The organism is Lysobacter sp. Root76 (genome assembly GCF_001428685.1).
Taxonomy (GTDB): Bacteria; Pseudomonadota; Gammaproteobacteria; order Xanthomonadales; family Xanthomonadaceae; genus Lysobacter.
The window spans coordinates 47,284-68,853 of record NZ_LMIK01000010.1 but is presented as its reverse complement, the minus strand read 5'-3'; the positions used below and the strand labels follow the sequence as shown (position 1 = coordinate 68,853).

Sequence of the window (21,570 nt, the reverse complement as noted above, 5' to 3'; positions counted from 1 at the left end):
AGGAGGAGTTATGCAAGGAGAAGAGATGGATCTCGGCATGTATCGCGTGTTGGTCAATCACGAAGACCAGTACTCGATCCTGCCGGCGGCGTATGCGGTCCCCGAGGGTTGGCGCGATGCCGGCTTCGAGGGACCGAAGGACGATTGCCTGGCCCGCATCCGCGAGCTGTGGACCGACATGCGCCCGCTCAGCGTGCGCAATGCGATCCGCGGCGGATAGGCTGGGGACAAGGAGCGAGGCGATGAGCCCAGATAACGATTCCTTCCAAATGCCCGACCCGGATGCGGCGCTGATGGCGGCGCGCACCCACGTCGAAAGCGCAGGAGCGGCGGCGCGCGGGCAACTGTTGCGCGCGTCCGATGTCGAGCGCAACCAGCACCCGGACTCGCCGCTGGCGACCACGGTGAGCTGGGTGCGCGAGTTCCTCGCGCGTCCGCATCCCGACCTGGGGCGCACCGGACCGGTGTGTCCGTTCACGCCGCTGGCGCTGGGCCTGGACACGATCTGGCTGACCCAGATCGACGACCGCGACCCCGACCCAGAACGCCTGGGCGAACTGATCGGCCATTACCGCGATCTGTTCCTGGAGATCGAACCGCGCTCCGGCGCGGCCGCGGTCAACAAGTCGATCCTGATCGTGTTTCCGAACCTGGGCGGCGACGGCGCGGCGATGATCGACCGCATCCAGGCCGCGAACAAGGGCGGCTTCGTCGAGCTGGGCCTGATGCTGGGCGAGTTCCACGCCCACAACAGCAGCCCGGGCCTGCGCAATCCCGAGTTCTTCCCGCTGCGCAGTCCGATCCCGATGCTGGCGATCCGGCACATGGTCGAATCCGACCTGCCGTTCCTGCGCCGCGATATCGATCCGCCGGAAGTGCGTGCGGCTTACCTGCGTTCCTACCTGCGCCGGCTCGGCCCCAACCTGCGCCGCAACAACTTCGAACAGGCGATCGAGGCCCTGGTCGAGGCCGAACTGGAGCAGCGCCTGGACGCCAGCCTGATCGAATCGCCGCGCCTGAGCGCGATGCCGCGCACCGCCGCGCGCGCGTCCGCGGGCGCGCGCCGCGCCCGCACCGCCGGAACCGTGGCCGATGACGCCAGCTGACATGACCACGGATACGCAATCCGCGCAGCAGGCCGCACCGCTTATGGGCTCGCGCGTGGCCATCGTCGGCGGCGGCCTGGCCGGCTCGCTGCTGGCGCTGCGCCTGGCCGAACTCGGTCACGGCGTCGACGTCTACGAGCGCCGGCCCGATCCACGCCTGGGCGGCGCCGAGGGTGGCCGTTCGATCAACCTGGGCCTGTCCAAGCGCGGCATCCAGGCCTTGACCGAGGCCGGCCTGATCGACGCGGTGATGCCGATGTCGGTGACCATGCGCGGCCGAGTGATCCACGCGCCCGACGGCAGTACCCGCTTCCAGCCCTACGGCAAGGATCGCGGCGAAGTGCTGCACTCGATCGACCGCAACGAACTCAACCGCCTGTTGCTGGATCGCGCCGAGCGCTATCCGCAGCTGCGTCTGCATTTCGGCCATCGCCTGGTCGCGACCGACAAGGCGGCGCGCGAGCTGGAGTTCGAAGCCGGCGGCGCCTCGTTGAAGGTGCGCCCGGACTGGGTGGTCGGGGCCGACGGCGCGTTCTCGCGAGCGCGGCAGGAAATGCAGCGCGGCGAACGCGCCGACTATCACCAGGAATACCTGGAATGGGGCTACAAGGAGCTCACCCTGAAGCCGCGCGCCGACGGCAGCTCGGCGATCGAGCTCGAAGCGCTGCATGTATGGCCGCGCACGCACGGCCTGTTCGTCTCCCATCCCAACCGCGACGGCTCGCACACGCTGACCCTGTTCCTGCCGTTCGAAGGCCCGGACAGTTTCGCCACCACCCGCAACGAGGACGAGGTGCGCGCGCTGTTCGCGACCTATTTCCCCGATCTGGTGCCGCTGCTGCCGCAGCTGGTCGAGGAATGGATGGCGCATCCGGTCGGCAGTCTGGTGACCACGCGCACCGCGCCGTGGAGCCGCGAGGACTGGATGGTGTTGGTCGGCGATGCCTGCCACGCGGTGTATCCGTTCTACGGCCAGGGCATGAATTCGGCGTTCGAGGATTGCTCGGCGCTGATGGCGGCCCTGGCGCGCCAGCACGGCGACCGTGCGGCCGCGTTCGCCGATTACGAGCGCTCGCGCCGCCCGCACACCGATACGCTGGCGGAATTGTCGAAGGCCAACTTCGTCGAGCTGCGGCAGAAGGTGCAGTCGCCGTGGTTCCTCGCGCGCAAGCGCCTGGACGTGGCCTTGAACCGCCTGCTGCCGCGCACCTGGCTGCCGCTGTACACGATGATCGCGCACACCACGATGCCTTACGGCGACGCGCTGGCGCGTTCGCAACGGCAGGAGCGGATCCTAGTGGGCGCCGCCGCCGGCGCGCTGGCGGTGGTCGCGCTCGGCGCTTGGGTGGCTTTGGTCGGTTGAGCGCGGGTCACGGCAGGGGCGGCGGCATGGCGGCCGCCTCTCACTCGCCGCCGTCGAACCCCAGCTGACGCCAAGCCTCGAACACCACCACCGCGACCGCATTGGACAGGTTGAGGCTGCGGTTGTCGGGGCGCATCGGCAGGCGCAGGCGCTGCGCCTCGGGCACCGCATCCAGCACCTCGCCCGGCAGGCCGCGGGTTTCCGGGCCGAACAGGAAGGCGTCGCCGGCGCGGTAGGCCGGGCGGTCGTGGCGGGTGCGCCCGCGCGTGCTCAAGGCGTACAGCCGTGGCGGCGCGCCCTGGTCCTGGGCGATCGCGGCCAGCGCCGCGTCCAGGCCGTCGTGGACGCGCAGGCGGGCGTACTCGTGATAGTCCAGGCCGGCGCGCTTGAGCTGTTTGTCTTCCAGCTCGAAGCCCAGCGGCGCGATCAGGTGCAGGCGCGCGCCGGTGTTGGCGCACAGCCGGATCACGTTGCCGGTGTTGGGCGGGATCTCGGGCTGGTAGAGGATGACGTCGAACATGCGGTCATTATGCGGGGCCCGGCCCCGGCGCCCTAGGCACGTAAAGTGCGCAACGCAGACCGGCCGTACCCCCCTACCTAACTTGTGGCCTAGTGCCCCGGAGCGGCCGCCGCGACTAGGATGCAGGGTCGCGCGCGGGATCCGTCCCCGTGCGCTCCCGTTCGTTTCGCACCAATCCGACCGTCTCAGGAGCCACCATGTCCCCGATCTCGCCGACGTCCCGCGCCCGCCCGCGCGCCGCCGCCCTCGCTCTCGCCCTGGCCGCCGCAATCGGCGCTGGGGCCGCCGCGCCGGCGCCCGCGTTCGCCGCCGCGCCCAAGGCCTCGGTCGCGATCCCGTACGAAGAGTTCACCCTGCCCAACGGCCTGCGCGTGATCGTGCACACCGACCGCAAGGCGCCGATCGTCGCGGTCAACCTGTGGTACCACGTCGGCAGCAAGAACGAGCAGCCCGGCCGCACCGGCTTCGCCCATCTGTTCGAGCACCTGATGTTCCAGGGCTCGGAGAACCACAAGGGCGAGTTCTTCGCGCCGTTCGAACTGGTCGGCGTGACCGACCAGAACGGCACCACCAATCAGGACCGCACCAACTACTTCCAGAACGTGCCCACCACCGCGCTCGACACCGCGCTGTGGATGGAATCCGACCGCATGGGCCACCTGCTCGGCGCGATCGACCAGAAGACCCTGGACGAGCAGCGCGGCGTGGTCCAGAACGAGAAGCGCCAGGGCGAGAACCAGCCCTACGGCCGCCGCATCAACGCCAAGATGTTCGAGGCGCTGTATCCGGCCGGCCATCCCTACCGCTGGCAGACCATCGGCTCGATGGCCGACCTCGACGCGGCCTCGCTGGACGACGTCAAGACTTGGTTCCGCAGTTGGTACGGCCCCAACAACGCGGTGCTGGTGCTGGCCGGCGACATCGACCTGAAGACGGCGAAGGAAAAAGCCCTGCGCTACTTCGGCGACATCCCCGCCAGCGCCACGCTCAAGGACATGCCGGCCAACATCCCCAAGCGCGCCCAGGACACCCGCGAGACCGTGCCCGACCGCGTGCCGCAGGTGCGCGTCTACCGCGCCTGGCCGGTCGCCGAGAACGGCAGCAAGGATTCGACCCTGCTGACCCTGCTCAGCCAGGTGCTCGGCGGCAGCGCGTCCTCGCGCCTGGACACGCGCCTGGTCCACCAGGACAAGCTCGCCGACAACGTCGGCACCTCGGTCTGGAACAGCGAGATCAGCGGCACCTTCTTCATCACCACCACGGTCAAGGAAGGCGTGGATTCGGCCAAGGTCGAGAAGATCGTCGACGAGGAACTGCAGCGCCTGCTGACCCAGGGCCCGACCGCCGAGGAACTCGATCAGGCCAAGACCGCGATCCGCGCCGACTTCGTGCGCGGCATCGAGCGCATCGGCGGCTTCGGCGGCAAGTCCGACGTGCTGGCCGAGTGCGCGGTCTACAGCGGCAAGCCCGACTGCTACCGCGAGGAACTGGAAACCCTGATGGCGGCGACGCCGGAAAGCGTGCGCGCGGCCGGCCAGAAGTGGCTGGGCGTGGGCTCGCACACCCTGGTCGTGCAGCCCAGCGACAAGCCGGCCTCGTCGCTGCCGGAAACCGCGCAGGCCGCACCGGCCGGCGCACCGGCCGCGGTGCCGGCGCCGGATCCCAAGTTCAAGACGGTCAAGTCCGACGTCGACCGCAGCCTGGGCGTGCCGGTCACCAAGACCTTCCCGGCGCTGAGCTTCCCGACCCCGCAGCGCGACAAGCTGTCCAACGGCATGGAAGTGGTGCTGGTCGAGCGCCACGAGATCCCGGTGGTGCAGCTGCTGATGGAATTCCCGGGCGGCTACACCGCCGACCAGGGCCGCAAGCTGGGCACCGCCAGCTTCGCGATGTCGATGCTGGACGAGGGCGCCGGCGACTACGGCGCGCTGCAGCTGGCCGCGCGCAAGGAGGCCCTGGGCGCCGAGCTCAGCGCCGGCGCCAGCCTGGACAGCGCCTCGATCAGCCTGTCGGCGCTCAAGGACAAGCTCGATCCCTCGCTGGACCTGTTCGCCGACGTGGTCCGCCGTCCGCGCTTCGACGCCGCCGAGATCGAGCGCGTGCGCGCGACCTGGCTGGCCGGCATCAAGCAGGAGAAGGCGCGTCCGCAGACCGCCGCGCTGCGCGTGCTGCCGCCGCTGCTGTACGGCGCCGGCCACGCCTACGCGATCCCGTTCACCGGCAGCGGCACCGAGGCCTCGATCGCCTCGCTAACCCGCGACGATCTGGTCGCTTTCCACCGCGATTGGCTGCAGCCCGACAAGGTCCGCATCGTCGTGGTCGGCGACACCACGCTCAAGGCCATCGTGCCGGAGCTGGAAAAGCGCTTCGGCGACTGGAAGCCGGCGCCGAACGCTTCGGCGCTGCCCGAGGTCGCGACGGTGCCGCGCCCGAAGGCGCCGCGCGTGTTCCTGGTCGATCAGCCCGGCGCGATCCAGTCCAACATCTACGTCGGCGAAGTAGTGCCGCCGACCGCCGACGCCGGCTCGATCGACTTCGACTTCGCCAACGGCGTGCTCGGCGGCGAGTTCAGCTCGCGCCTCAACATGAACCTGCGCGAGGACAAGCACTGGGCCTACGGTTCCTACAGCGGCGCCAGTAACACCAAGGGCCAGCGCCCGTGGATCGCCTCGGCGGCGGTGCAGAGCGATAAGACCGTGGAGTCGATCAAGGAGCTCAAGCGCGAGATCGACGCCTTCACCTCCGGCCAGGAGTCGATCACCGACGCCGAAGTGGTGAAGATCCGCGCCAGCAATACGCTGAGCCTGCCCGGCGCCTACGAGACCGCGAGCGCGGTGCTGGGCCAGGTCGCCGGCAATCTGCGCTACGGCCGCCCGGACGATTACATTGTCCAGTACAAGGCCCGCAACGACGCCATGACCCCGGCGCTGGCGCAGGCCGCGGCCAAGACCATCGATCCGGCCGCGGTCACCTGGGTGGTGGTCGGCGATCTGTCCAAGATCGAGCAGCCGATCCGCGATCTGAAGCTGGGCGAGGTGCAGTCGGTCGACGCCGACGGCAAGCCGGTCAAGAAGTAAGGGCGTAGCGGGGCGCCCTCATCCGCCCTGCGGGCACCTTCTCCCGGAGGCGGGAGAAGGGACGACGGGTGTCAGCGCTCTGGTTCCTTTTGCTCGCGGCAGCGCAGACATCAAAGCCTCACCGCAGCCGCGCAGGCATCAAAGTCCTCAACTCTCTTAGCCCCTCTCCCGCTCGCGGGAGAGGGGTTGGGGGTGAGGGCCGCCGCACGCATGCAACTCCAACCTCCGTCGCCGCCCTCATCCGCCCTGCGGGCACCTTCTCCCGCATGCGGGAGAAGGGACAGCGCGGGTCCGCGCTCGGGTCCTCTCGCTCGCAACAGCGCAGACATCAAAGCCTCAACGCTCTTAGCCCCTCTCCCGCCTGCGGGAGAGGGGTTGGGGTGAGGGCCGCCCCCACCCAGTCCTCCCAAATTCACGCACACCCAGCCAGAATGCGCGTCACCCACGACGCCCCCGCCGGAGCTCCGCATGAATCGTCCGCTCGCCGCTTCCCTGTTCGCCGCCCTGGTCCTCGGCGGTTGCACCTGGGTGCAGATGGCTCCCGGCGCGTCCGCGGTGCGCGTGCTCAGCGGCGGTGCCGCGCCGGCCTGCGAGAAGCGCGGCGAAGTCGCGGTCTCGGTCAAGGACAGCGTCGCCTTCTACGAACGCAACGCCCTGCGCGTCAGCGAGGAGCTGGAAACCCTGGCCCGCAACGAGGCCCCGGGCCTGCAGGCCGACACCATCCAGCCGCTGGCGCCGCCGGCCAACGGCGAGCAGCGCTATGCCGCCTACCGTTGCGGCGCTCAGGCTCCGACCGTCGGTCGGCCCGCCGCCGCCCCGGCCGAAGGCGCCAAGACCTACCCGGTCGGCGGCTGAAAGCCCGTTCGACCCGCCTTAGGGCCCGATCCAGGGCCCGCAGCCCGCTTTTGCGGGTCCCGGCACCGTTCGGGTGCCGGCCGGCACCGCCTGAATGCTTCAGCCGCTGACGCCCTTTCAGTGGCCCGGGTGACACCATTTAATGCAGGGCGGCGTGGAACCCGTTAATCTTTCGTGTTTCCGCCCACGGTTTGCCGCCCATGCTGTTCCAACATGTCGCCATCGCCGGTCTCGCCCACATCGACGCCCCGCGTCGCCTGAGCTCGGACGAGATCAACGAACGCCTCAAGCCGACCCTCGACCGGCTCGGCATCAAGGCCGACGTGCTCAAGGACATCGCCGGCATCCACGCGCGCCGCCTGTGGGACGGCGACATGCTCGCTTCCGACGCGGCCACCCTGGCCGGCGTCAAGGCGCTGGCCGATGCCGGCATCGAACCCGACCGCGTCGGCCTGCTGGTCAACACCTCGGTCAGCCGCGACTACCTCGAGCCGTCCACCGCCAGCATCGTCAGCGGCAACCTCGGCCTGTCCGAGCACTGCCAGAACTTCGACGTCGCCAACGCCTGCCTGGCCTTCATCAACGGCATGGACATCGCCGCGCGCATGATCGAGCGCGGCGAGATCGACTACGCCCTGGTCGTGGACGGCGAGACCGCCGGCCTGGCCTACGAGAAGACCCTCGAGCGCCTGACCGCGCCCGACGCCACCGCCGAACAGTTCCGCAACGAACTGGCGACCCTGACCCTGGGCTGCGGCGCCGCGGCCATGGTGATGGCGCGTTCCGAACTCGCGCCGGGCGCGCCGCGTTACCGCGGCGGCGTCACCCGCGCCGCGACGCAGTGGAACGGCCTGTGCCGCGGCAACCTCGACCGCATGGTCACCGACACCAAGATGCTGCTGACCGAGGGCCTCAAGCTCGCCCAGCGCACCTGGCTGGCGGCGATGGGCGCGCTGGGCTGGGTCGCCGACGAACTCGACGAATTCGTCATCCACCAGGTCAGCCAGGTCCACACCCAGGCCTTCATCAAGGCTTTCGGCATCGACCCGAAGAAGGTCCTGACCATCTTCAACGAGCACGGCAACATCGGCCCGGCTTCGGTGCCGATCGTGCTGAGCAAGCTGCGCGAGATGGGCCGCCTGAAGAAGGGCGACCGCGTCGCCCTGCTCGGCATCGGTTCGGGCCTGAACTGCTCGATGGCCGAAGTGGTCTGGTAAGCGACGCCGCCGGCGCGTCCGGCCGCCGTACCCGAAAGCCCGCGCCGCAAGCGCGGGCTTTTTGTTTGCGCGGCGGCTCGGATGCGCGGCGGCGCGTACCACCGCGCAGCGATCGCGTTCGTCACGATCCGCACACCCGCCGCGTTAGGATCGAAGCCCCGCACGCAACGCAAGGAGCCGCCCATGGCCGCCCCCAAGAGCCACCTCGAAATCGCCCTGGCCTCGATCCCGGTCTTCACCAACGACGGCGAGCTCGACGTCGCCGAGCTGGAAAAGCTGCTCGCGCTGGCCCTGCGCGACCAGGTCGTCGACGAGGACGAGCGTCGCGTGCTGAGCAACATCTTCAAGCAGGCCGAACTGAGCGAGATCGATCCGATGGTGAAGTCGCGGATCGACGAAGCGCGTCGACTGCACGGCATTTCCGCCTGAGCCGGCCGGGCCGCCGGCCCGGTTCGCCGCATCGCAAAAACTGAACAGCGCAGCGCGCCCGCGTCCCGGCTTGTAGCCGCAACGGGCGCGCGGCATGCTTTGCGCTACGCAAGCGATCACGTCATCACGGAGCGATGCATGGGCAAACTCGCCTACACCCTGGTCCTGCCCTTGCTAGCCTCGGCCTGCGCCACCGCCGCGCCGACTGGAACGTCCCCGTCCCCGGACCTGTGCACCCAGGTGCGCGAATGGAAAGCCTCCGGCCAATACGAGCGCTACCAGCTCAAGCCCGGCGGCTCCGACGAAGGCGGCCTCGGCTACCGTTTCGATCTCGGCGGCCGTCACGGCCTCAAGAGTCTGTCGGCCGAATGCGGCGCCGGCAGCTATTCCGAATGCGAGTTCGCGGTCGAGCGCGACGATGGCGGCCGCTACAACTTCAGCGAGATGTCGCGCTTCGGCCTGATCGAGCGCGACGGCCGCTACTACCTGGTCTACGGCATCGTCGGCGCCAGCAAAGGCAAGGACCCCGATGCCAAACGCGTGGTCGAGCTGGCCGATCCGCCCAAGCCCGTGTGCGACCAGATCGGGGACTACGCCGATCTGATGTGAACAACCGCAATACCCGCGCCCCAGGAGGGGCGGATCACCAGGAGCGACAAGCGTCATGGACTACAACGAACTCACCCAAGAGCAGTACAACGAGCTGATCAAACGGCTGGTCAAGATCACCGAGTCGCTGCACGAGCGTTCGCAGGACGTCGGCGACGCCCGCGCCACGATCGGCTACGGCTACACCTTCAACCGCTCCAACAACGTCGAGATATGGGATCGCTCGGGGATCGAGCTGACCCGCGACGAGCGCGCGCTGCTACAGCGCATCGACGAAGCCCCCGCCGCCGACCGCACCCGACTCGGCCTGACCTTCCCGCGCGCGCTCGACGCCGCCCAGGCCGATCGGCTGCTGGAAGCCTCGATCCCCGAATACGAAGCGCCGGTCAATGCGCTGAACATGCCGATGTCGCGCGAAAAAGCCGCGGCGGTGTCGGTGGTCTATAACCGCGGCGTCGGTTCCTATAACCGCAACATGGAACCGTTCCGCGACGCGGTCGAAGCCGGCGACCGCGCCGAAGCCTGGTTCGAGCTGCGCTACAACTCCTGGGGCTCGCACGCGCCTTCCGAGGGTGGCCTGCGCAAGCGCCGCTACATGGAAGGCCAGTTGTTCGGTCTGTACGACGACCCGGCCAACGTCGGCGCCGACGAAGCGCGCGACGTCTATCGCAGCTTCCAGCTGCACCGCGACCGCATCGTCCGCGACGAACGCAACTGGGGCGAGTCCATCGACGGCCGCGTCGAGGGCCGCAACATGATCGACCTGGCCAACCGCGACTACAGCAACATCACCGCCGATTACGGCGAAGTGCAGACCATCCGCGAGGCCCTGGCGCCGGCGCGCAACGCACTGCTCACCGACTTGCGCCGCGAGCACCCCGATCTGGCCGATCGCCTCACCAACGAAGCTTTCGAGGCCGGTGCGATCTACCTCGATCCGGGCCGCGACGCGGCCACGGTCGCGGTCGACGCCGAACACGCCGCCACCCTCGACGCCACCCGCCGGCGCAACAACGCCGAAGTGTCCAGCAACGACCTGCTGATCGGCGAAGGCGGCGACGACACGCTGCGCGGCGCGCGCGGCGACGACATCCTGATCGGCGGCGCCGGCCGCGACCGCCTCGAGGGCGGGCAGGGCAACGACACCTACGTCGTCGGCGACGGCGACACCGTGCTCGACAGCGACAAGCTCGGCGAAGTGCGCTGGGGCGGGCAGGCGCTGACCGGCGGCGTGCGCAACGAGGGCGATCCCGAAAACACCTACCGCAGCGCCGACGGCCGCTACACCTACCTGGTGCAGGGCACCGACCTGCGCATCACCGATCAGGCCGGCGCGACGGTCACGGTCAAGGAGTTCGAAAGCGGCAACCTCGGCATCACCCTGGGCAACGCCACGCCCGGCGGCGGTACGCGCGATCCGGTCGAGGTGCCGGCCGGCGGCGTGCCCGGCAGCGACGCGCCGGTGACCGCGCCGGGCGAACGCGAGCGCGCCACCGGCCAGCGCAGCGATGCCGCGTCCGACAACCCGCTGTACCGCGACGCCCTCGGCCAGGTGCAGTCGCTGTACGAGCGCCACGGCAAGCAGGCCAGCAACGAGGAACTGCAGCGCACCGCGATGGGCGTGGCCGTGGACGCGACCCGCGCGCGCATGACCGGCATCGACCATCTGGTCTTCAGTCGCGATGCGCACAGTGGCGGCCCCGACCTCAACGGCAACCTGATCGCGGTGCAGGGGCGGCTCGACGACCCCGCGCACCGGGTTAGCGCAACGCCGGTGCAGGAGGCCGCACGCACTCCGGTGGCCGATTCGCAGCGCCAGCTCGACCAGGTCGGCCAGCAGCAGCTCGCCCAGGACGCGCAGCGCGCCCAGGCCCAGGAACAGCAGGCGCTAGGGCCGCGGCGCCTGGCTTGAGAGGCGGCCCACGCCCAGGCCGCGACCGAGCAGCAGTTGCAGCGCGCGTTGGCCGATTTCGCCGACCGCCTCAACGAACGCACGCTGAGCCGATGACGGCCGTCGACTACGCCGAACTCGACAGCCACCGTCGCGGTATCGCGGTGCGCCTGCTGACCGACAACGACAAGCGCCACGACGACGGCAGCGACATCGCGCGCCTGCGCGAGCACGGTGTGCCGGTGCGGATCGACGACAGCTACTGACCGCGCCCGCAGCACCCGCTTTGGGGTAGGAGCGGCGTAAGCCGCGACCCGGGCGCCGCATGGGTAAGATGGTCGCGGCTCACGCCGCTCCTACCCCAAGGCCCATGGCGAGCCGATTTCGCCGCCAAAACCCCCCGCGCCGCCGCGTTGCGGCCGATAATGGCGCCCCTGTCCGCCCGGCCCGCGCTCCTGCGCGGGCGCCGCACGAGCCACCGATGACGTCGATCCGCGATCTCCCCGACTACCCGTTCCAGCCGCAGCGTTTCGAAGTCCGTCCGGGCATCGCGATGAGTTACCTCGACCAGGGGCCGAAGGACGGCGAGGTGGTGGTGATGCTGCACGGCAATCCGTCGTGGAGCTATTACTGGCGCAAGCTGACGCTGGGCCTGCGCGATCGCTACCGCTGCATCGTCCCCGACCACGTCGGCATGGGCCTGTCGGACAAGCCCGGCGAGGACCGCTACACCTACACCCTGCAGTCGCGCATCGACGACGTCGAACGCCTGCTGCAGTACCTGCGCATCGACGGCCCGATCACCCTGGCGGTGCACGATTGGGGCGGCGGCATCGGCTTCGGCTGGGGCCTCAAGCATTCCGACCAGATCAAGCGCCTGGTGATCACCAACACCGGCGCGTTCCCGCTGCCGGCGGCCAAGCCTCTGCCCAAGCGCCTGCGCCTGGGCCGCGACTCGGCGATCGGCACCGGCCTGATCCGCGGCCTCAACGCCTTCGCCGGCAGCGCGGCCCGCGTCGGCGTGGTCACGCCGATGCCGCGCGCGGTGCGCCGCGCGTACCTGGCGCCGTACGACTCCTGGGCCAACCGCATCGCCACCTCGCGTTTCGTCCAGGACATTCCGCTGGGCGAGGGCGACGCCGCCTGGCCGCTGGTCCAGGCCATGGGCCGCAAGCTGCCCGAGTACGCCGACCGTCCGGCCTTCATCGGCTGGGGCCTGCGCGACTTCGTGTTCGATCACCACTTCCTCAAGGGCTTCACCGACGCCCTGCCGCAGGCGCAGGTGCACGCTTTCGAGGACGCCGGTCACTACGTAATGGAAGACAAAGCCGCGGTGCTGGTGCCGGAGATCCGCGCCTTCCTCGACAGCCATCCGATGGCCTGAGTCTCGGGCGGCACGCGTGCGATGGCCGCCTTCTGTGGGAGCGGCGTAAGCCGCGATCCGGCCGCGCTCAAAGCATCGCGACTCGCGTCGCCGCCACCGTGGACGCGGCGCCGAGGCTGCGATTCGCCCGGACCCCCTACAATCCACGCATGAACAACGAATCCTCCGTCGCGCCCGAGCGCGCGCCCAGCACGCCCTGCAATATCGCCGCTTCCCTGCCGCGGCGCGCCGCCGAGGCGCCCGAGCGGGTGGCGATGCGCTGCCCCGGCACGCGCGGCGCCGACGGCCTGGCGCGCTACGACCAGGTCCTGACCTACGCCGAACTCGACGCGCGCAGCGATGCGATCGCGGCCGGACTGGCCAAGCGCGGGATCGTGCGCGGCACCCGCACCGTGGTGATGGTGCGGCCGTCGCCGGAGTTCTTCCTGTTGATGTTCGCCCTGTTCAAGTCCGGCGCGGTGCCGGTGCTGGTCGATCCGGGCATCGACAAGCGCGCGTTGCGCCAATGCCTGGACGAAGCGCTGCCCGAGGCCTTCATCGGCATCCCGCTGGCGCACATCGCGCGGGTGGTGCTGGGCTGGGCGAAGTCGGCGCGCATCCGCATCACCACCGGCGGCCGCGCCTGGCTCGCCGATGCGACCCTGGCCGAGGTCGAGCGCGCCGGCAGCGGCGCCGGCAGCCAGCTCGCCGACACCCACCCCGACGAAGTCGCCGCAATCGTGTTCACCAGCGGCTCGACCGGGGTGCCCAAGGGCGTGGTCTACCGGCATCGCCATTTCGTCGCCCAGATCGAAATGATGGGCCGGGCCTTCGGCATCGTCCCCGGCGGCGTCGATCTGCCGACCTTCCCGCCGTTCGCGCTGTTCGATCCGGCCCTGGGCCTGAGTTCGGTCGTCCCGGACATGGACCCGACCCGCCCGGGCCAGGCCGATCCGAACAAGCTGCACGACGTGATCGCGCGCTTCGGTGTCGACCAGTTGTTCGGCTCGCCGGCGCTGATGGCGGTGCTGGTCAAGCACGGCGCCAAGCTGAGCGGCCTCAAGCGGGTGACCTCGGCCGGCGCGCCGGTGCCGCCGGACACGGTCGCGGCGCTGCGCGCGTTGCTGCCCGACGACGCCCAGCTCTGGACCCCGTACGGCGCCACCGAATGCCTGCCGGTGGCGGTGATCGAGGGCCGCGAACTGCAATCCACGCGCGCGGTCACCGAGGCCGGCGCCGGCACCTGCGTCGGCCGCGCGGTGGCGCCGAACGAGATCCGCATCATCGCCATCGACGACGCGCCGATCGCGCAGTGGGCGGACGCGCGCGTGCTGGCCGTGGGCGAGGTCGGCGAGATCACCGTCGCCGGCCCGACCGCCACCGACAGCTATTTCAATCGCGAAGCCGCGACCCTCGCCGCCAAGATCCGCGAACCGCTGGCGGACGGCAGCGAACGGGTGGTCCACCGCATGGGCGATCTGGGCTATTTCGACGCGCAGGGCCGGTTGTGGTTCTGCGGCCGCAAGAGCCACCGCGTCGAAACCGCGCAGGGGCCGCTGTACACCGAGCAGGTCGAACCGGTGTTCAACACGCATGCGCGAGTGCGGCGCACCGCGCTGGTCGGCGTCGGCGCCGCCGGCGCGCAACGGCCGGTGCTGTGCGTGGAACTGGCCGAAGGCGCGAACCCGCACGACTGGCCCGCGATCGAGCGCGAACTGCGCGCGATCGGCGCCGCCCACGCGCATACCGCGGCGATCGGCGATTTCCTGCGCCATAAGCGCTTCCCCGTCGATATCCGCCACAACGCCAAGATCGGCCGCGAGAAGCTCGCGGTCTGGGCGGCCAAGGAAGGAGCCTGGCGATGAAAGTGCTGGTCACCGGCGGCGGCGGTTTCCTGGGCCAGGCCCTGTGCCGCGGCCTGGTCGAGCGCGGCTACGAGGTAGTCAGCTACAACCGCGGCCTGTATCCGGCGCTGGACGCACTGGGCGTGATCCAGGCCCAGGGCGACCTGGCCGATCGCGAGGCGGTGATCGCGGCTGCGCGCGGCTGCGAGGCGGTGTTTCACAACGCCGCCAAAGCCGGCGCCTGGGGCAGCTACGACAGCTATCATCAGGCCAATGTGGTCGGCACCGACAATGTGCTCGCGGCCTGCCGTGCCCATGGGATCGGGCGCCTGGTCTACACCTCCACGCCCAGCGTCACCCATCGTGCCACCCATCCGGTCGAAGGCGGCACCGCCGACACCGTGCCTTACGGCGAAGGCTTCAAGGCGCCGTACGCGACCACCAAGGCCATCGCCGAAAAGGCCGTGCTAGCCGCCAACGCCCCTTCGCTGGCGACCGTGGCCTTGCGTCCGCGCCTGATCTGGGGCGTGGGCGACAACCAGTTGCTGCCGCGCCTGGTCGCGCGCGCTGAGGCCGGGCGCCTGCGTTTCGTCGGCGACGGTTACAACAAGGTCGACACCACCTATATCGACAACGCCGCGCAGGCGCACTTCGACGCCTTCGACCACCTCGCTCCGGCTGCGGCCTGTGCCGGCCGTGCCTACTTCATCAGCAACGGCGAGCCCAAGACCATGCGCGAGACCCTCAACAGTCTGCTCGCCGCGGTCGGCGCGCCCCAGGTCGACAAGACCCTGCCGTTCGGCGCGGCCTATGCGATCGGCGCGGTCTGCGAAGGCCTGTGGCACGCACTGCCGCTGAAGGGCGAGCCGCCGATGACGCGCTTCCTCGCCGAGCAGCTGGCGACTTCGCATTGGTACGACATGGCGCCGGCGACCCGCGATTTCGGCTACGTGCCGCGGGTCAGCTTTCACGAGGGGCTCACCCGGCTGAAGGCCGCCTGCACCTGAGCCCGCGCCGTCACCGCCTGAGCACTCGCATCCGTGGAGGATCGGGTTCGTTCCGCGGCATCCGCCGCCGCGGGCCAAATCAGGAGGTTCGCATGCTCCGTTACGCCGTCATCTTCTTCATAGTCGCCATCATCGCCGCGGTACTGGGCTTCAGCGGCATCGCCGGCGCCGCCACCAACATCGCCTGGATCCTGTTCGTCGTCTTCGTGATCCTGGCGATCGTCTCGCTGCTGCGCGGCCGCAAGGTCTGAGTCGGCTGAGGCCGGGCGCGGCCGCCGTTCCGACCGCTACGCCGGCCGGGGTGGTGTGCCGCCGGGGCCGCCGGAACGGAGGGCTACAATAGCGGCATGACCACATCCGCCGACGCCCTGTTCCCGTCCTCGCTCAAGTTCATGGCCGGGGGCGCGCTCGAAGCCGCGCTCAACCGCGCGCTCGCGCTCGATCCGGACACCCGCGACGCCCTGCGCGCGCTGGACGGCCGCCGCCTCGCCCTGCATCTGGCGGCGCCGCCGCTGGCGCTGCAGATACGCGTCGACGGCGACTGCCTGCGGGTCGGGCCGGTCGACGCCGAGGTGGAACCCGACCTGTCGGTGCGCAGCACCCTCGCCGGCCTGGTCTCGCAGTTGCCGTTCCTGCGCAACGACGACGCTCCGCCGGTCGGCAAGTTGCGCATCGAGGGCGACGCCGACCTCGCGCGTCGCCTGCAGCGGCTGGCGGAGCGTTTCGATCCGGACTGGCAGAACTCGATCTCCGGCCTGTTCGGTCCCGTGTTGGGCGTGCAAATCGCCAACGGCATCGCCGGCGGCCTGCGCCACGCCCGCGACGCGGCCGGCGCCTTCGCCCAGAACGCGGCCGAATTCGTCACCGAGGAATCGCGCGACGTGGTCGCGCGCGACGAACTCAACGCCTTCCACGACGACGTCGACGCGGTGCGCGACGACGTCGAGCGTGCGGCCGCGCGCGTCGCGCGCCTGCGCGAGCGCATCGCCGCGCGGGGCGGCGCATGAAGTCGGCGCTGCGCGCCTGGCGCATCGGCCGGGTTCTGCTGCGTTACCGGCTCGACGACCTGCTCGACGGCACGCCGGCCGAGCGCTGGCTCAAGCTCGCGCGTCCGTTCGTGCCGCGCGCCTCGGCCGAGATCGCGGCGATGCCGCGCGGCGCGCGCCTGCGCCTGGTGCTGCAGGAGCTGGGTCCGATCTTCGTCAAGTTCGGCCAGATCCTGTCGACCCGCCGCGACCTCGTGCCGCCGGACGTGGCGATCGAACTGGCGTTGCTGCAGGACCGGGTCAAACCCTTCGACGGCGAAGCCGCGCGCGCGATCGTCGAGACCGCGCTGGAGCGCAGCATCGGCGAGGCCTTCGAAGCCTTCGACACCGTCCCCTTGGCCTCGGCCTCGATCGCGCAGGTGCATGCGGCGATCCTGCCGGGAGGACGCGAGGTCGTGGTCAAGGTGCTGCGGCCGAACATCGAGAAGCAGATCGCCGGCGACATCGCCCTGCTCAAGACCATCGCCAGCGTGGTCGACCGTGCCCATCCCAGCGCCGACAAGATCCGTCCGCGCGAGATCGTGGCCGAGATCGAAAGCACTCTGGCCGCCGAGCTGGACCTGCAGCGCGAGGGCGCCAACGCCAGCGTGCTGCGCCGGTTCTGGAAGGACAGCGACGATCTCTACGTGCCCGAAGTGATCTGGTCGCACACCGCCGAGCGCGCGCTGACGCTGGAGCGCGTGTACGGCATTCCGTCCGACGACATCGCCGCGCTCGACGCCGCCGGCATCGACCGCAGCGCGCTGTCGGCCAAGGGCGTGCGCGTGTTCTACACCCAGGTGTTCCGCGACAACTTCTTCCACGCCGATGCGCACGCCGGCAACATCTGGGTCGACAGCGCGCCGGAGCGCAAGAGCAACCCGCGCTTCATCGCCCTGGACTTCGGGATCATGGGCCAGCTCTCGGACGAGGATCAGTACTACCTCGCCGAGAACTTCATGGCCATCTTCAACCGCGACTACCGCCGCATCGCCGAGCTGCACGTGCAGGCCGGCTGGATGCCCGCGCACATCCGCATCGACGAACTCGAAGCGGCCACGCGCGCGGTTTGCGAGCCGTATTTCACCCGCCCGTTGAGCGAGATCTCGCTGGCCGAGGTGCTGGTCAAGCTGTTCCGCACCGCGCAGCGCTATGAGCTCACCCTGCAGCCGCAGCTGATCCTGCTGCAGAAGACCCTGCTGAACATCGAAGGCGTCGGCCGCCTGCTCGACCCCAAGCTCGACATCTGGGCGGTGGCGCGGCCGGTGCTGCAACGCATCCTGGTCGAGCGCTACAGCCCGCAACGCCTGGCCTCGGAATTCCGCAAGCGTCTGCCCGAACTGGTCACGCACGCGCCCGAAATGCCGCGCCTGCTGCACGCCTGGCTGACCCAGCAGGTGAGCGGGGAACACGAGCTGCGCATGCGTTCGCAGGATCTGGCCGAGCTCACGCGCACGGTCAAGGATGCCCAGCGGCGCACGGTCGCGGCGATTCTGGGGACCGGGTTGCTGATCGTGGCGGCGGTGCTGTACGGCCTGGAGGCCGGTGGGCCGCGCTTCTGGTCGGTGCCGGCTTCGTCCTGGATCGCCGGGTTGGGTGGGCTGTGGGCCTTGCTCGCGGCTTGGCCGCGACGCAACAAATAATCGAGCACGCTCGCTTCCGACGTGGGGTGGGCTGTTAAGCCCCTCATCGCGGACTTCCTACAGCCGTGTCTGCTCCGCTTTCGCTTTGGGGTAGGAGCGGCGTAAGCCGCGACCGCGACCTCCGGCTGCTGCGTGCGTTTCGGTGCGGACCGGCTTCGCTTTCTGCTTTCTGTGGGAGCGGCGTAAGCCGCGATCGCGAACTCCGGGTTCGGCGAAGGTTTCGGTTCCTTAGATCAAAGGCTTCCGCCTGCTGCGCGTGCAGGTCACTTCTCCTGCCACTCGCCTTGGGGTAGGAGCGGCGTGAGCCGCGACCGCGACTTTCGGCTACCGCGCTGGCTTCGATTCGGATTGGCTTCGCTTTCTGTGGGAGCGGCGTAAGCCGCGATTTCGAATTCCGTTTGCTGCGTGGTTTCGTTCTTAAGCAACAGCTTCCGCCTGCTGCGCATGCCGGTCACTTTCTCTTGCTGGAACATCCTGTTCCTCGAAAAACGGCGCGCGTCCTGCGCGCCGCCCTTCGGGTCTGAGTGGGGTTGGGCGAGTGCGGGGCATTGGATTTCAATGCCGGGGCAACGGCAACGGTGGCGGTAGCAACGACCGCGCTTCACCGCACGTATGGCATCTTGCTTCCTGTGGGAGCGGCGTAAGCCGCGATCGCAGCCCCGCGACTGCGAGAGACTGCGACGGAAACGCGGCCGACTTCAGGGTTTGCCTGCCGCACCTCCCGCGGACGCCGCGCTCGGCTTGGCTGCCGCGGGCGCTGTCTTGGCGAAATCGCCGGCCAGGTACACGCTCAGATCCTCAGGCTTGAAATGTTTGCGGATCGCCGCATTGACCTCCTCGACCGTCAGCGCCTCGATCTTCGCGTCGACATCGGCCGAATACTGCATGGTGCGGCCCAGGAACAGGTTGCTCGACAGCAGGCCGGCCACCGCGCCGTCCGAGGCGCGGCTCTGTTCGCGTTGGGTCAGCAGGCCGGAGACCGCATCGCGCAGTTCGTCGGCGCCGACGCCGTCGCTGATCCAGCGTGCGTACTCCTCGCGCATCGCGGCTTCGGTCTTGTCCAGGTTCTGCGGCGCGGCGATGGCCCGGATCAGCAGGCTGCCGGCGTCGTCGCGGCCTTCGCGGCTGGAATCGCTGTCGAGGCTGCTGGAGACGCCGTAGCTCAGGCCATCTTTCTGGCGGATGCGGTCGGTCAGGCGCGACTGGCCGCCGCCGCCGAGGATGTAGTTCGCGACCAGCAGCGCCGGGTAGTCGGGGTCGCGGTCGTTGAGCGAGACGTTGGTGCGCGCCAACAGCACGCCATTGGCCTTGTCCGGCGTCTCGAAGCGCTCGCGGCGCGCGGCGACCGGCCGGTAGTGGGTGTCGATCGCGACGAACGGGTGCGGGGTGCGCCACTCGGCGAACAGGGTCTTGAGCTGGGCTTTCAGCGCGACCGGGTCGAAGTCGCCGACCACGCTGATCTCGCCGTCGGCGCTGCCGTAGAAATCGCGGTGGAACGCGCGCAGGTCCTCGACCTTGAGCGCCTTGAGGTCGGCGATCGACTGGTCGATGCTGCGCCAGCGCAGCGGATGGCCTTCGGGCCAGGGATCGAAGTACTGCGCCAGGGCCATGTCGGCGACGGTGTCGGGCTCCTTGCGCGCGGCTTCCAGGCCGGTGATCGATTGCAGGCGCAGCTGCTCGAACTCGCTTTGCGGATAGTCGGGCTTGCGCAGCACCTGCGCGGCCAGGGTGAGCGCCTCGGCGAGCTGTTCGCGGCGCGTGGTCATGCCGATGCCCGCCGCCTGCAGTCCGCCGCCGACGCCGACCTCGGTCTTCAGCGCTTCGAAGCGCTGGTCGATCTGCTCGCGGCTGAGTCCGGCGGCGCCGCGCATCAGCAGCGCGCCGGCGACGCTGCCGGCGGCGGTGCGTCCTTGCAGCGAGGCCAGGTCGCCGAAGCGGAAGCGCGCATTGACCACGACGGTGCCGCCGCGGGTCTTCTTCGGCAGCAGCGAGACCTTGAGGCCGTCGCCGAGGGTGAACGTCTCGGTGCGCGCCTGGATGTTGGCCGGGCTGGCGTCGAACTGTTCGCCGGCGGCGATCGCGGCCTTGCCGGTGTAGCCCTGGACCAGGCTGGCGGCGGTCGGCGCGGTGCCGATCTCGGTGCGGTCGGCGGCGTCGGTGGGGACGAAGCGGCCGAGGGTGCGGTTGCTGGGTTTGAGGTAGGCGCGGGCGACGCGGTTGACGTCGTCCAAGCCGACCCGCTCGAACGCATCGCGACGCAGGAAGTACAGGCGCCAGTCGCCGGCCGCGATCGCTTCCGACAGGCCCAGCGCGACCGCGTTGACGTTGGTGTAGCCCAGTTCGTAGCCGTTGCGGATGCGCTGCTTGGCGGCGTCGAGTTCGGTCTGGGTAATGGGTGTGGCGGCGATGTTCTCCAACTGCGCCAGCAGGGCGGCTTCGGCCTTGGCGGCGTCGCCGTCGCGCGGCAGGCCGGCCACTGCGGTCATCAGGCCCGGGTCGCGCAGGCTGTCGGCGCCGCTGTCGATGCCGGCGGCGAGTTTGGTTTCGACCAGGGCCTTGTGCAGGCGGCCGCCGGGCACGTAACCGAGGATGTCGGCGAGCAGGCCGAGCGCGGCGCTGTCGGGATGGGTTTCGGCCGGCACGTGATAGGCCGCCAGCAGCAGTTGGATGTCGCCGCTGCGGCGCACGACCACGCTGCGTTCGCCGTCCTGGGTCGGGTCGACGGTGTAGAGCGGGCGCATCGCGGTCTTGGGCCGCGCGATGGGTGAGAACGCGGCGTCGATCGCCGCCAGGGTCTTGGCCGGATCGATGCGGCCGGCGACGATCAGAGTCGCGTTGTCGGGACGGTACCAGGACTTGTAGAAGGCCTGCAGGCGATCGATCGGCACGCCTTCGACGTCGCTGCGCGCGCCGATCGTGTTGTGGCCGTAGTTGTGCCAGAGATAAGCGGTGGAGCGTACGCGTTGCGAGAGCACGGCGATGGGGCTGTTCTCGTTCTCCTCCATCTCGTTGCGGACGACCGTCATCTCGCTGTCGAGGTCTTTCCTGGCGATGTTGGAGTTGACCATGCGGTCGGCTTCCAGGCCGATCAGCCAGCGCAGGGTGTCGTCGTTGGCCGGGAAGGCGGCGTAGTAGTTGGTGCGGTCGGACGAGGTGGTGCCGTTGAAGCCGACGCCGCGCTTCTTCATCTCGGCGGTGATGTCGGAGTGGGTCGGCGTGCCCTTGAACAGCAGGTGTTCGAGCAGGTGCGCCATGCCGGTCTCGCCGTAGTTCTCGTGCATCGAGCCGACCTGGTAGGTCAGATTGACCGTCACCGTGGGTTTGCTGGCGTCCGGGAACAGCAGCACGCGCAGACCGTTGCGCAAGCTGTACTCGCAGATGCCTTCGACGCAGGGCCCGGCGTCTACGCCCTTGGTCAGCGCGACCGCGGGTTCGGCGGCCTGCACGGGCAGGGCCAGGCACAAGGCCAGGGCGAGGGTGGACAGCAGCGGACGGGGCGACGACGGACGGAACGACAGCAGGGACGACGATCGCATGTAGGGTCCAGAAAAAAAGGTGCGTGTGACTACCGGAGCAATAGACGAAAATACCCGTTGGCTTCCCTACCGCCTGCGCCATTGA

Annotated in this window: 19 protein-coding genes; 16 read left to right on the top strand and 3 right to left on the bottom strand. The window is 69.6% G+C overall.

What is annotated here, in order from left to right:
- The first annotated feature begins 10 nt into the window (after window positions 1–10).
- The 3 genes from ASE10_RS18605 to ASE10_RS18595 are packed head-to-tail and all read left to right on the top strand — an operon-like array spanning window position 11 to window position 2,469.
- Window positions 11–220, top strand: a complete 210-nt coding sequence (locus ASE10_RS18605) for an MbtH family protein (RefSeq protein ID WP_055905140.1) — start codon at window positions 11–13, stop codon at window positions 218–220.
- A gap of 22 nt (window positions 221–242) precedes the next feature.
- Window positions 243–1,106 carry a DUF6875 domain-containing protein gene (locus tag ASE10_RS20860; protein ID WP_200944162.1) on the top strand — a complete coding sequence of 288 codons (864 nt, stop codon included), beginning with the start codon at window positions 243–245 and terminating at the stop codon, window positions 1,104–1,106.
- Window positions 1,093–2,469 carry an NAD(P)/FAD-dependent oxidoreductase gene (locus ASE10_RS18595; protein WP_200949803.1) on the top strand — a complete coding sequence of 459 codons (1,377 nt, stop codon included), beginning with the start codon at window positions 1,093–1,095 and terminating at the stop codon, window positions 2,467–2,469. The genes ASE10_RS20860 and ASE10_RS18595 overlap by 14 nt, the downstream gene beginning before the upstream one ends.
- 40 nt (window positions 2,470–2,509) lie before the next feature.
- On the opposite strand, the gene ASE10_RS18590 is transcribed toward ASE10_RS18595, so the two are convergent.
- Window positions 2,510–2,989, bottom strand: a complete 480-nt coding sequence (locus ASE10_RS18590) for a tRNA (cytidine(34)-2'-O)-methyltransferase (RefSeq protein WP_055905135.1) — start codon at window positions 2,987–2,989, stop codon at window positions 2,510–2,512.
- 197 nt (window positions 2,990–3,186) lie between these two features.
- On the opposite strand from ASE10_RS18590, the gene ASE10_RS18585 reads away from it, so the two are divergent.
- From ASE10_RS18585 to ubiB, 13 genes are all read left to right on the top strand, one after another.
- Entirely contained in the window at window positions 3,187–6,066 is a 2,880-nt protein-coding gene (locus tag ASE10_RS18585) for a pitrilysin family protein (protein WP_055905132.1), read from the top strand.
- 468 nt (window positions 6,067–6,534) lie between these two features.
- Complete coding sequence (locus ASE10_RS18580; RefSeq protein WP_082559764.1) at window positions 6,535–6,921, top strand: DUF4156 domain-containing protein; 387 nt, start codon at window positions 6,535–6,537, stop codon at window positions 6,919–6,921.
- A gap of 200 nt (window positions 6,922–7,121) precedes the next feature.
- The gene (locus tag ASE10_RS18575; RefSeq protein WP_055905128.1) at window positions 7,122–8,138 is read left to right on the top strand and encodes a 3-oxoacyl-ACP synthase III; all 1,017 of its coding nucleotides are present in this window, start codon (window positions 7,122–7,124) and stop codon (window positions 8,136–8,138) included.
- A 183-nt stretch (window positions 8,139–8,321) separates the two neighbouring features.
- A complete protein-coding gene (locus tag ASE10_RS18570; protein WP_055905124.1) occupies window positions 8,322–8,567 on the top strand; it encodes a hypothetical protein in 246 nt (81 codons plus the stop codon).
- A 138-nt stretch (window positions 8,568–8,705) separates the two neighbouring features.
- Window positions 8,706–9,176, top strand: coding sequence for a hypothetical protein (locus tag ASE10_RS21245; protein ID WP_235565849.1), 471 nt, complete (start codon window positions 8,706–8,708; stop codon window positions 9,174–9,176).
- Window positions 9,177–9,231: 55 nt separating this feature from the next.
- Window positions 9,232–11,088: an XVIPCD domain-containing protein gene (locus ASE10_RS21340; protein ID WP_055905121.1), complete on the top strand. Its 1,857-nt coding sequence runs from the start codon at window positions 9,232–9,234 to the stop codon at window positions 11,086–11,088.
- 92 nt (window positions 11,089–11,180) lie between these two features.
- Window positions 11,181–11,333: a hypothetical protein gene (locus ASE10_RS20460; RefSeq protein WP_157481112.1), complete on the top strand. Its 153-nt coding sequence runs from the start codon at window positions 11,181–11,183 to the stop codon at window positions 11,331–11,333.
- Window positions 11,334–11,557: 224 nt separating this feature from the next.
- Entirely contained in the window at window positions 11,558–12,451 is an 894-nt protein-coding gene (locus ASE10_RS18555) for an alpha/beta fold hydrolase (protein WP_157481135.1), read from the top strand.
- A 149-nt stretch (window positions 12,452–12,600) separates the two neighbouring features.
- Window positions 12,601–14,295, top strand: a complete 1,695-nt coding sequence (oleC, locus tag ASE10_RS18550) for an olefin beta-lactone synthetase (RefSeq protein ID WP_055905115.1) — start codon at window positions 12,601–12,603, stop codon at window positions 14,293–14,295.
- Complete coding sequence (gene oleD / locus ASE10_RS18545; protein WP_055905112.1) at window positions 14,292–15,281, top strand: 2-alkyl-3-oxoalkanoate reductase; 990 nt, start codon at window positions 14,292–14,294, stop codon at window positions 15,279–15,281. The genes oleC and oleD overlap by 4 nt, the downstream gene beginning before the upstream one ends.
- A gap of 92 nt (window positions 15,282–15,373) precedes the next feature.
- Window positions 15,374–15,532 carry a DUF1328 domain-containing protein gene (locus ASE10_RS19830; protein ID WP_082559763.1) on the top strand — a complete coding sequence of 53 codons (159 nt, stop codon included), beginning with the start codon at window positions 15,374–15,376 and terminating at the stop codon, window positions 15,530–15,532.
- A 96-nt stretch (window positions 15,533–15,628) separates the two neighbouring features.
- Entirely contained in the window at window positions 15,629–16,288 is a 660-nt protein-coding gene (locus ASE10_RS18540) for an SCP2 sterol-binding domain-containing protein (protein ID WP_055905109.1), read from the top strand.
- Window positions 16,285–17,949, top strand: a complete 1,665-nt coding sequence (ubiB, locus tag ASE10_RS18535; RefSeq protein ID WP_055905106.1) for a ubiquinone biosynthesis regulatory protein kinase UbiB — start codon at window positions 16,285–16,287, stop codon at window positions 17,947–17,949. The genes ASE10_RS18540 and ubiB overlap by 4 nt, the downstream gene beginning before the upstream one ends.
- Window positions 17,950–18,212: 263 nt before the next feature.
- Here ubiB and ASE10_RS20455 read toward each other — a convergent pair whose 3' ends face one another.
- Together ASE10_RS20455 and ASE10_RS18530 are read right to left on the bottom strand one after the other, a co-directional pair.
- A complete protein-coding gene (locus ASE10_RS20455) occupies window positions 18,213–18,422 on the bottom strand; it encodes a hypothetical protein (protein WP_157488371.1) in 210 nt (69 codons plus the stop codon).
- A 225-nt stretch (window positions 18,423–18,647) separates the two neighbouring features.
- A complete protein-coding gene (locus tag ASE10_RS18530; RefSeq protein WP_056306150.1) occupies window positions 18,648–21,485 on the bottom strand; it encodes a pitrilysin family protein in 2,838 nt (945 codons plus the stop codon).
- Window positions 21,486–21,570 lie beyond the last annotated feature (85 nt).

Coding starts and splice junctions, on each gene's coding strand:
- ASE10_RS18585 (WP_055905132.1), top strand. CDS start 3,187: ATGTCCCCGATCTCGCCGACGTCCCGCGCCCGCCCGCGCGCCGCCGCC.
- ASE10_RS20860 (WP_200944162.1), top strand. CDS start 243: ATGAGCCCAGATAACGATTCCTTCCAAATGCCCGACCCGGATGCGGCG.
- oleC (WP_055905115.1), top strand. CDS start 12,601: ATGAACAACGAATCCTCCGTCGCGCCCGAGCGCGCGCCCAGCACGCCC.
- ubiB (WP_055905106.1), top strand. CDS start 16,285: ATGAAGTCGGCGCTGCGCGCCTGGCGCATCGGCCGGGTTCTGCTGCGT.
- ASE10_RS18570 (WP_055905124.1), top strand. CDS start 8,322: ATGGCCGCCCCCAAGAGCCACCTCGAAATCGCCCTGGCCTCGATCCCG.
- ASE10_RS21245 (WP_235565849.1), top strand. CDS start 8,706: ATGGGCAAACTCGCCTACACCCTGGTCCTGCCCTTGCTAGCCTCGGCC.
- ASE10_RS20460 (WP_157481112.1), top strand. CDS start 11,181: ATGACGGCCGTCGACTACGCCGAACTCGACAGCCACCGTCGCGGTATC.
- ASE10_RS18605 (WP_055905140.1), top strand. CDS start 11: ATGCAAGGAGAAGAGATGGATCTCGGCATGTATCGCGTGTTGGTCAAT.
- ASE10_RS18595 (WP_200949803.1), top strand. CDS start 1,093: ATGACGCCAGCTGACATGACCACGGATACGCAATCCGCGCAGCAGGCC.
- ASE10_RS18580 (WP_082559764.1), top strand. CDS start 6,535: ATGAATCGTCCGCTCGCCGCTTCCCTGTTCGCCGCCCTGGTCCTCGGC.
- ASE10_RS18530 (WP_056306150.1), bottom strand. CDS start 21,485: ATGCGATCGTCGTCCCTGCTGTCGTTCCGTCCGTCGTCGCCCCGTCCG.
- oleD (WP_055905112.1), top strand. CDS start 14,292: ATGAAAGTGCTGGTCACCGGCGGCGGCGGTTTCCTGGGCCAGGCCCTG.
- ASE10_RS20455 (WP_157488371.1), bottom strand. CDS start 18,422: ATGTTCCAGCAAGAGAAAGTGACCGGCATGCGCAGCAGGCGGAAGCTG.
- ASE10_RS18575 (WP_055905128.1), top strand. CDS start 7,122: ATGCTGTTCCAACATGTCGCCATCGCCGGTCTCGCCCACATCGACGCC.
- ASE10_RS21340 (WP_055905121.1), top strand. CDS start 9,232: ATGGACTACAACGAACTCACCCAAGAGCAGTACAACGAGCTGATCAAA.
- ASE10_RS18540 (WP_055905109.1), top strand. CDS start 15,629: ATGACCACATCCGCCGACGCCCTGTTCCCGTCCTCGCTCAAGTTCATG.
- ASE10_RS18590 (WP_055905135.1), bottom strand. CDS start 2,989: ATGTTCGACGTCATCCTCTACCAGCCCGAGATCCCGCCCAACACCGGC.
- ASE10_RS19830 (WP_082559763.1), top strand. CDS start 15,374: ATGCTCCGTTACGCCGTCATCTTCTTCATAGTCGCCATCATCGCCGCG.